General features: G+C 61.2%; 10 protein-coding genes. 1 reads left to right on the top strand and 9 read right to left on the bottom strand.

Features of this window, described 5'->3' with window-relative positions; all coding sequences use genetic code 11:
* Positions 1-10 precede the first annotated feature (10 nt).
* The 8 genes from ROS217_RS04045 to glpD form a co-directional block, all read right to left on the bottom strand.
* Complete coding sequence (locus tag ROS217_RS04045) at positions 11-1,729, bottom strand: ABC transporter substrate-binding protein (protein ID WP_198134864.1); 1,719 nt, start codon at positions 1,727-1,729, stop codon at positions 11-13.
* 43 nt (positions 1,730-1,772) lie between these two features.
* Entirely contained in the window at positions 1,773-2,045 is a 273-nt protein-coding gene (locus ROS217_RS04040; protein WP_040650338.1) for a DUF2160 domain-containing protein, read from the bottom strand.
* A gap of 196 nt (positions 2,046-2,241) precedes the next feature.
* Positions 2,242-2,505: a GIY-YIG nuclease family protein gene (locus ROS217_RS04035; protein WP_009816392.1), complete on the bottom strand. Its 264-nt coding sequence runs from the start codon at positions 2,503-2,505 to the stop codon at positions 2,242-2,244.
* A gap of 90 nt (positions 2,506-2,595) precedes the next feature.
* Positions 2,596-3,438 (bottom strand): carbohydrate ABC transporter permease, encoded by an 843-nt coding sequence (locus ROS217_RS04030; RefSeq protein ID WP_009816391.1) that lies wholly within the window; start codon positions 3,436-3,438, stop codon positions 2,596-2,598.
* Positions 3,438-4,310 (bottom strand): carbohydrate ABC transporter permease, encoded by an 873-nt coding sequence (locus tag ROS217_RS04025; RefSeq protein ID WP_009816390.1) that lies wholly within the window; start codon positions 4,308-4,310, stop codon positions 3,438-3,440. The genes ROS217_RS04030 and ROS217_RS04025 overlap by 1 nt, the downstream gene beginning before the upstream one ends.
* The gene (locus ROS217_RS04020; RefSeq protein WP_009816389.1) at positions 4,310-5,404 is read right to left on the bottom strand and encodes an ABC transporter ATP-binding protein; all 1,095 of its coding nucleotides are present in this window, start codon (positions 5,402-5,404) and stop codon (positions 4,310-4,312) included. Before ROS217_RS04020 ends, ROS217_RS04025 begins: the two co-directional genes overlap by 1 nt.
* Before the next feature lie 10 nt (positions 5,405-5,414).
* Positions 5,415-6,503 (bottom strand): ABC transporter ATP-binding protein, encoded by a 1,089-nt coding sequence (locus ROS217_RS04015; RefSeq protein ID WP_009816388.1) that lies wholly within the window; start codon positions 6,501-6,503, stop codon positions 5,415-5,417.
* Between the two features lie 16 nt (positions 6,504-6,519).
* Positions 6,520-8,181: a glycerol-3-phosphate dehydrogenase gene (glpD, locus tag ROS217_RS04010; protein WP_009816387.1), complete on the bottom strand. Its 1,662-nt coding sequence runs from the start codon at positions 8,179-8,181 to the stop codon at positions 6,520-6,522.
* Positions 8,182-8,419: 238 nt separating this feature from the next.
* Here glpD and ROS217_RS04005 point away from each other — a divergent pair, with 238 nt between their 5' ends.
* Positions 8,420-9,205 (top strand): DeoR/GlpR family DNA-binding transcription regulator, encoded by a 786-nt coding sequence (locus tag ROS217_RS04005; RefSeq protein WP_009816385.1) that lies wholly within the window; start codon positions 8,420-8,422, stop codon positions 9,203-9,205.
* Here the strand turns inward: ROS217_RS04005 and ROS217_RS04000 are convergent.
* Positions 9,193-9,447: a DUF167 domain-containing protein gene (locus ROS217_RS04000; protein WP_009816384.1), complete on the bottom strand. Its 255-nt coding sequence runs from the start codon at positions 9,445-9,447 to the stop codon at positions 9,193-9,195. The two genes, ROS217_RS04005 and ROS217_RS04000, sit on opposite strands and share 13 nt — an antisense overlap.
* Positions 9,448-9,515: the final 68 nt, after the last annotated feature.

The following is a 9,515-nucleotide window of genomic DNA, read 5'->3' as shown; positions in this document are numbered from 1 at the left end:
ATGAGTGTCGTCACTGCCAAGACTTGATCAGCTCGTCATAGGCAATCGTGACCGGCTCGTCGTCCTCGTTCTCGAGTTTGGCCTTGGGCGCGCCGGGCTGGCTCAGCCAATGCTCGGGGTCCATTTCCTCGTTGAGTTTCGGGCCGATGTCGCCTTGGATGCCGGCGCGCTCCAGACGCTCCAACACGCGCTCCTGATCGGCGCAGAGGCTATCGAGCGCCTCTTGCGGCGACTTGGCACCGGACATGGCGTCGCCGATATTCTGCCACCAGAGCTGGGCCAGTTTCGGATAATCCGGCACGTTGGTGCCGGTGGGCGACCACTGGACGCGCGCGGGCGAGCGGTAGAATTCCACCAGACCGCCCAGTTTCGGCGCGCGCTCGGTAAAGCTGTCGTGCTGGATCGTCGACTCGCGGATGAAGGTCAGACCCGTGTGGGCCTTCTTCACATCCACGGTTTTCGAGGTCACGAACTGCGCATAGAGCCAGGCCGCCTTGGCGCGGTCCACGGGGGTGGATTGCATCAGGGTCCAGCTGCCTGCATCCTGATAGCCCACTTTCATGCCCTCTTCCCAATAGACGCCATGCGGGCTGGGGGCCATGCGCCACTTGGGCGTGCCGTCCTCGTTCATCACCGGCAGGTCGGGTTTCACCGACGCGGCGGTAAAGGCGGTGTACCAGAACATTTGCTGCGCGACATTACCCTGCGCCGGGATCGGGCCAGCCTCAGAGAAGGTCATGCCAGCCGCCGAGGGGGGCGAGTATTTTTGCAGCCACTCGATCGCCTTGGTCACAGCATAGACCGCTGCGGGGCCATTGGTTGCGCCGCCACGGGCCACGCAAGAGCCAACCGGCTGGCTCTGCTCATTCACCCGAATGCCCCATTCATCGACCGGCAACCCGTTGGGTTCACCCTTGTCGCCCATCCCGGCCATGGACATCCATGCGTCGGTATAGCGCCAGCCAAGGCTCGGGTCTTTCTTGCCATAGTCCATGTTGCCAAAGACTTCGCCGTCGACACCCATATGGCTCAGATCGCGCCCGGTGAAGAATTCGGCAATGTCCTCGTAGGCCGACCAGTTGACCGGAACGCCCAGATCATAGCCGTATTTCTCTTTGAAATCGGCCTTGTTCTTGTCATCGTTGAACCAGTCGTAGCGGAACCAGTAGAGGTTGGCGAATTGCTGCGTTGGCAATTGATAGACTTTGCCATCGGGGCCGGTGGTGAACGACAGGCCGACGAAATCGTCGATATCAAGCGTCGGACTGGTCACATCCGCGCCCTCACCCGCCATCCAGTCGGTCAGGTTGCGGACCTGCTGATAGCGCCAATGGGTGCCGATGAGGTCGCTGTCGTTGACATAGCCATCATAGATATTCTCGCCCGACTGCATCTGTGTTTGCAGCTTTTCGACCACATCGCCTTCGCCGATCAGGTCATGCGTGACCTTGATGCCGGTGATGGCGGTAAAGGCCGGGGCCAGCACCTTGGATTCGTAGCTGTGGGTGTCAATGGTTTCCGAGACAACCTTGATGTCCATCCCGGCAAAGGGCTGAGCGGCATCTACGAACCACTGCATTTCCGCCTCTTGCTCGGCGCGGGTGAGCGTCGAGAGATCGCCGATCTCGGCGTCGAGGAAGGCGGTGGCGGCCTCCATATCCGCGAAGGCGGGCGAGGCCAGCAGGCCCAGCGACACCAGCGCGGTGGTTGTTTTCATTCGCAAGTTCATGGTTTCCCTCCCTAGGTGAACTTTGTTGGTGATTGGTCCCGGTCTAGACCCAGCGAAACACCGCCGCGGCATAGATCAGGCAGAGGATCAGCGCATAAGGCTGGTTTGCGCCGACAAACCCGAGCCAGGCCAGATTGAGAAAGGCCGAGCCCAGAAGTGTGATAAAAAGCCGATCCCCGCGCGTGGTCTCAATCCGGAGGATACCAACACGCGGGGTTTCGGGGAATTTTATGGCCAGCACCGTGAAGGTGACGAGCAGAGAGGCGATCACGATAAAGAAGATCGCGGTGGGGAGTGTCCAAGCCATCCAAGCCATGTTTAGCACCTCCCTCTAAGGCAAGCTGTAATCATCCGGCTGGATCGGGCGATCTCTGCCGTTGGAAATCCTCGGGTCAAGCCCGAAGATGACGTGAGTTCTCGATTGTGGTCATCCTCGGGCTTGACCCGAGGACCTCTCAAAACCGCATGATCCATGGCATCTACGCGCCGCAAATGTCCTGCCACAGGTCGCGTCATTGCGGGTTTGACTGTTCTATGAGCGCGATTTTCCAGTTGCGATACCAGCGCTTGAGAGACTTTTCGCGCTGAATGGCAAGTCTCGGGTCGCTGTGCTGCTCGCACCACACAAGCAGCTCCAGATTGTAGTTGTCCGTGAAGCCGTCCAGAGCATGCGTGCGATGCTGCCACACACGGTTTCTGAGATCGCCTGTCACGCCGATATAAAGCGTGCCGCGTGGCTTGTTGGTGACGATGTAGACATGCATCTCCGTGGGCATCGTCGCTCTCTGATTTGATGAGGCGCTCAGTCAAAGAGGTCCTCGGGTCAAGCCCGAGGATGACGGCGTTATGGTTAACAAACCGTTCCATCACACCCTCCCCAACGCGAAACCCTTGGCGATGTAATTCCGCACGAAATAGATCACCAACGCCCCCGGCACGATGGTCAGCACCCCTGCCGCCGCGAGCACGCCCCAGTCCAGACCGCTCGCCGAGACCGTCCGTGTCATCGTGGCCGCAATCGGCTTGGCATCCACGCTGGTTAGGGTGCGGCTGAGCAGCAATTCCACCCATGAGAACATGAAGCAGAAGAACGCAGCCACCCCAACGCCGCTCGCAATCAGCGGCATGAAAATCTTGACGAAAAACCGCCCGAAGGAATAGCCGTCGATATAGGCGGTCTCGTCGATCTCCTTGGGCACGCCGCGCATGAACCCCTCCAGAATCCACACCCCCAAGGGCACGTTGAAGAGGCAATGCGCCAGCGCCACGGCGATATGCGTATCGAATAGCCCCACACTTGAATAAAGCTGAAAGAACGGCAGGGCAAAGACCGCAGGCGGCGCCATGCGGTTGGTCAAGAGCCAGAAGAAGAGATGCTTGTCGCCCAGGAAATGATAGCGCGAAAACGCATAGGCGGCGGGCAGCGCCACGGCAATCGACAGAACTGTGTTCATCACCACGTAGATCAGCGAATTGACATAGCCCATGTACCAACTCGCGTCGGTCAGGATCGTGGCATAGTTCGCAAAGGTCAGATCCTGCGGCCAGAGCGAGAAGGTGCCGAGGATTTCGTCATTGGTCTTGAAGCTCATGTTGATGAGCCAATAGATCGGCAAGAGCAGGAACAGCAGGTAAAGCACCATCACCACGTTGATGCGCGGCAGGCTGAGGCCGCGTGTGGCGCTGCGGGCGGCGGTCAGATCGGCCATCACTTGCCCTCCCGTTTGTCGAGGTTGACCATGACGGTGTAGAACACCCATGAAATCAGCAGGATCACGAGGAAATACATGATCGAAAACGCGGCGGCGGGACCAAGGTCAAACTGACCCAACGCCATTTTGACCAGATCAATCGACAGGAACGTTGTGGCATTGCCCGGCCCGCCGCCCGTCACGACAAACGGCTCTGTGTAGATCATGAAACTGTCCATGAAGCGCAATAGAATGGCGATCATCAGCACGCCCGCCATCTTGGGCAATTCGATATAGCGGAACACGGCCCAGCGGCTCGCCTGATCAATCTTGGCGGCCTGATAATAGGCGTCGGGAATGGATTGCAGCCCGGCATAGGCCAAGAGGGCCACGAGCGAGGTCCAGTGCCAGACATCCATCACGATCACTGTGATCCACGCTGCTGTCGTGTCCTGCGTGTAGTTATAGGAAATGCCCAGCGCGTCGAGCGTATGGCCCAGAAGGCCAATATCAACCCGGCCAAAGATCTGCCAGATGGTGCCCACCACATTCCACGGGATCAGCAGCGGCAGCGACATCAGAACGAGGCAAAGGGACGCCCAAAAGCCGCTCTTGGGCATATTGAGCGCCACAAAGATGCCCAAGGGGATTTCGATGGCTAGGATGATCGCCGAGAACACCGCCTGACGCGCCAGCGCGTCCCACATCCGCTCGGAGCTGAGCATTTCCTCGAACCATTCAAGGCCTGCCCAGAAGAATTGATTGTTGCCGAATGTGTCCTGCACCGAATAGTTGACCACGGTCATCAGCGGGATCACGGCGGAGAATGCCACGAGGATCAGCACGGGCAGGACCAGAAACCATGCCTTTTGGTTGACGGTCTTGTCCATCACGCGGCCTCCTGCGCTTGGGATTTCGGCGTGACGCGCCAATCATCGACATAGACATTGATCGCCGCCGGATCAAAAGTGAGACGGGTCATATCGGGCGAGATCATGGCCCCCTCAGCGGCAATGGCATTGACCGCAACGCCGGCCACATCGCAGCGGATGATCTTGTGGCGGCCAACATCCTCGATCCGCGTGACGGTCACTGGCAAACCGTCGTCGCCAGCCGAGAGCCGCACGAATTCAGGCCGCACACCGATCTGCACCCGACCCGTAGGCCGGCCATAGTCGGCCCCAAGCGGGATCTCGACGCCCTGCACAAGGGCCTTGGCGCCCGCCACCTGCGCATCGAGCAGGTTCATGCCCGGCGAGCCGATGAAATAGCCGACAAATGTATGCTCTGGCCGCTCAAAGAGTTCCTGTGGCGTGCCCATCTGCACAACGCGGCCATCGTGCATCACAACCACCTTGTCGGCGAATGTCAGGGCCTCGGTCTGGTCGTGGGTCACGTAAATCATCGTATGGCCAAACTGGTGATGCAGCGCCTTGAGCTGCGTCCTGAGTTCCCATTTCATATGCGGGTCGATCACCGTCAGCGGCTCATCGAACAAGAGCGCGTTGACATCCTCGCGCACCATGCCGCGCCCAAGGCTGATTTTCTGCTTGGCATCCGCCGTCAGACCGCGCGCCTTGCGCCCCAGCTCTGCCTCCATCCCGATCATGTGAGCGATGGTCTGAACCCGCTCGGCGATATAGGACGCCTCTGCCCCGCGATTGCGCAGCGGAAAGGCCAGATTGTCGCGCACGGTCATGGTGTCATAGACCACCGGAAACTGGAACACCTGCGCGATGTTGCGCGCCGCGGTGGCCTGATTGGTGACATCGTGATCGTTAAAGAGAATACGCCCCTGCGACGGGTGCAAGAGGCCAGAGATGATATTGAGCAGCGTGGATTTACCACAGCCAGAGGCACCAAGCAGCGCATAAGCCTCACCATCGCCCCAGACGTGGTTCAGCTCCTTGAGCGCAAAATCGGCCTCAGAGGCCGGGCGCGGCAGGTAACTATGTGCCAGATTATCAAGCGTGATCTTTGCCATTGCGTTTCCCTTAAGCCGCCTGCGCATAGGGCGCGGGGGCGACCAGCGCACCGTCCGCCCCAAACACATAGACATGCGCCGGATCGAGATAGACCCGAAGCGCCGCCCCCAGTTTCAGATCGCGCACGCCGTGGATGAGACCCACCCACCGCTCGCCGTGATGATCGAGATGCACAAAGGTCTCTGAGCCGGTGATCTCGGTCACGTTGAGGCGCGCGTCAAAGGTCAGCGCATCGGCGGTCTGCTGTTCAAGCTCCAGATGGTTGGGGCGAAAGCCCGCCGTATAGGTGCCATCCGCCAGATCCGCCATGCTGCCCAGCGCCGCCGCGGATTGGTCAGCACCAAAGAGGATACGGTCACCGGATTTAGTAACGGTCAGGAAATTCATCGGCGGATCGCTGAACACGCGCGCGGTGGTGGCATCGCGTGGCTGACGGTAAACCTGCGGCGTGGGGCCGAATTGGGTGACGCGCCCCTCCCAGAGGGTTGCGGTATTGCCACCAAGGAGCAGCGCCTCTTCCGGCTCGGTCGTGGCGTAGACAAAGATGCTGCCTGCCGCCTCGAAAATCTTGGGAATTTCCGCGCGCAATTCCTCGCGCAACTTGTAATCGAGGTTCGCCAGCGGCTCATCCAGCAGCACCAGCCCCGCCTCCTTGACCAGCGCGCGGGCCAAGGCACAGCGCTGTTGCTGGCCACCCGAAAGCTCCAGCGGCTTGCGCGAGAGCATCGGGGACAATTGCATCAGATCGGCAGTTTTCTTAACCGCCGCATCAATCTCAGCGCTGGATTTACCCATCAGGCGCAGCGGCGAGGCGATGTTGTCATAGACCGTCATCGAGGGGTAGTTGATGAACTGCTGATAGACCATCGCCACGCGGCGATCCTGCACGCGCATGCCGGTGACATCCTGCCCGTTCCACAGAATGCGGCCCGTGGCGGGAACATCGAGCCCCGCCATCAACCGCATGAGCGAGGTCTTGCCCGAGAGGGTCGGCCCCAGAAGCACGTTCATCGTGCCGGCCTCGAGCGTGAGGTCGGTCGGGTGAATATGCACCTGCCCGTTCACGCGTTTCGATACCCCCTCCAGTGTCAGCGCCATGCGGTCGTTTCCTCCATTATCCCTTGGCAGCCACGGGGGCGGCCCCATTCAGCCCCCGTTCGTGCTGCATCCAGTCGTCGAGCGCCGCAATCTGCGCCTCTGTCATCTTGAGACCCAGACGGGTGCGCCGCCAGACCACATCCGCCGCCGCGCGGGCGTATTCATGGTCCATCTGCCAACGCACCTCGGCCCCAGTCAGGGTCGCCCCGAAATCGGGGCCAAGATCGGCGGCCTCCCGCGCCTCGCCCAGAACATCCAGCGCCTCGGTGCCATAGGCGCGCACCAGTCGCCGCGCCCAGGCCGCCGTCAGAAACGGATAGGCCCGATGCAGACTCTCTGTCAGCCGGTCAAACCCGTCAACGGGGAAATCGCCCCCCGGCAGGGCGACGCCTGCGGTCCAATCCGCCCCGGCCTGTGGAAAGAACGGGCGCAGCTTGGCCAGCGCCGCCTCGGCCAGTTTGCGATAGGTGGTGATCTTGCCGCCAAAGATGTTGAGGAGCGGCGCGCCCGGTCCTTCGGCCAGCGTCAGCACATAGTCGCGGGTGGCGGCGGTGGCCGATTTGGCCCCGTCGTCATAGAGCGGGCGCACGCCGGAATAGGTCCAGACGATGTCGGCCTTGGTCACGGGCGTCTTGAAATACGCGCTCGCAAAGCGACAGAGATACTCGGCCTCTTCCGGCGTGCATTCCGGGCGCGTGTCGGCCTGCCCATGTTCGGCATCGGTGGTGCCGATCAGGGTAAAATCGCCCTCATAGGGAATGGCAAAGATGATCCGCCCATCGGTGCCTTGAAAAAAGTAGCATTTGTCATGGTCAAACAGCCGGCGCGTCACGATGTGGCTGCCACGCACCAGCCGCACACCCTCGGCCGAGTTGAGGCGCAGTGTGCCCGAGATCACATCCTTGACCCACGGCCCGGCGGCATTGACCAGCGCGCGCGCCTGCACCACCTCACTCGTGCCGGTTTCCTGATCCTTCAGCGTCACCTGCCACAGATCGCCCACCCGCTCTGCCGATTGCACGCGGGTGCGGGTGCGAATACGCGCGCCGCGCGCCGCGGCATCGCGGGCGTTGAGCACGACAAGGCGGCTATCCTCGATCCAGCAGTCGGAATATTCATAGGCGCGGGTGAACTTGTCCTTGAGCGGCGCCCCCTCAGGCGCGTTGCGCAGATCGAGCGTTGCGGTCGCAGGCAGGATTTTCCGCCCTCCGAGGTGATCGTAGAGGAACAGCCCCAGACGGATCAGCCAGGCAGGCCGACGCCCCTTCATCCACGGCATCACCAGATTGAGAATGCGCGACGTGGGCGTTTCGCCCTCAAACCGCATGTCGCGGTGATAGGGCAGCACAAACCGCATCGGCCAACTGATATGCGGCATCGCGCGCAGTAATGTTTCCCGCTCGATCAGCGCCTCGCGCACCAGCCGGATTTCGAAATATTCGAGATAGCGCAGACCGCCGTGAAACAGCTTGGTCGAGGCGCTCGACGTGGCCCAGGCCAGATCGTTCATCTCGGCCAGTTCCACCCGCAGCCCGCGGCCCGCCGCATCGCGGGCGATGCCACAGCCATTGATGCCGCCGCCTATGACGAACAGGTCGATCACTGTGCCCTCGCGGTCCTGCGACACGCGCCCCTCCCACCGTAAGATGAGCGCAAACGAACCACTTTTTGACCGCATGGGTCAAGAATGAATGTTCGTTTTGTTTCTTTTATTGATACATCCTTTGATTTCATTCATCAATTTTCAGGATCAAGTGTGATCCAGGGCGTGACCGAACGCATTTTCGTCCCTGACGTCGGGTGAACCGACCTCTCTCGCCCGCGATTCGCCCGCCTCGCCGCAGCGCAGCGGAGGCTTTGCTTGCAGAGCACGACAAAACGAACATAATCGAACCTGCAACCAATCAAGGCCGCCCATGTCCCAGAGCTTTCGCCAACCCGACATTCTGGAAATCGCCCGCGCCGAGGGCAAGGTCACGGTCGAGGGGCTGGCCGAGCGCTTTGACGTCACCGTCCAGACCATCCGCCGCGACCTCACGGAACTTGCCAACGCGGGCAAGCTGGAGCGCGTGCATGGTGGTGCGATCCTGCCCTCGGGCGTCTCGAATATCCTCTACGAGGAACGCCGCCGCCTGAATGAGCCCGCCAAGGCCGCCATTGGCCGCGCCTGTGCGGCGGCCATTCCGCATGATGCCTCGGTCTTTCTCGACATCGGCACCACGACCGAGGCGGTGGCGCGCGAATTGATGGATCACCGCAACCTGATGGTCGTCACCAACAACATGAACGTGGCGCAAATCCTGCTGGCCAACAAGGATTGCGAGATTGTCGTCGCCGGCGGCGCGCTCCGGCGCTCGGACAATGGGCTGGTGGGCAATCTGACCGCGCGCACCATCGAGAATTTCAAATTCGATTACGCCATTCTGGGCTGTTCTGCGCTGGATGAGGATGGCGACATGCTCGATTTCGACATTCAGGAGGTGGTGGTGGGCCAGACCCTCTTGAACCGCTCGCGCGAGGTGTTTCTGGTCGCAGATCATTCCAAGTTCCAGCGCAGCGCGCCGGTGCGGCTTGGGTCAATCCGCGATGTCGATCAGGTCTTCACCGACCGCCCCCTACCCGCGCCGCTGATAGAACACTGCATCGGCTGGGGCACACGGGTGCATGTGGCGGGCAGCCACGCCAAACGTCAGTCGACCTGAAACACCTTGTCCCGGCTGGTGTGACCGCGCAGCAGGCTCAGGCGCGATTTCGGCACGCCCAGCGCCTTGGCCAAGAGTTTCTGAACAGCGGCATTGGCCTTGCCATCCTCGGGCACCGTGGTGACATAGACCCGCAGCGCGCCGTCTTCCGCGACAATCCGGTTGCGCGCTGCCTTGGGCGTCACGCGCAGGGCAATCGTGGTGCCGGGCCGTGCCAGCGCGCTGAGGTCGGGGATATCCATGCGCCCGGCATACCGGCTGCGCGGCAGCGCTCCAAGAGGAATTGCAGCATCAGGGCTTGACCCCGGAC

Origin of the sequence: Roseovarius sp. 217, assembly GCF_000152845.1 — a bacterium.
Taxonomy (GTDB): Bacteria; Pseudomonadota; Alphaproteobacteria; order Rhodobacterales; family Rhodobacteraceae; genus Roseovarius.
Note: the sequence above shows the minus strand (reverse complement) of the source record. Positions and strands in the feature narration are given on the sequence as shown.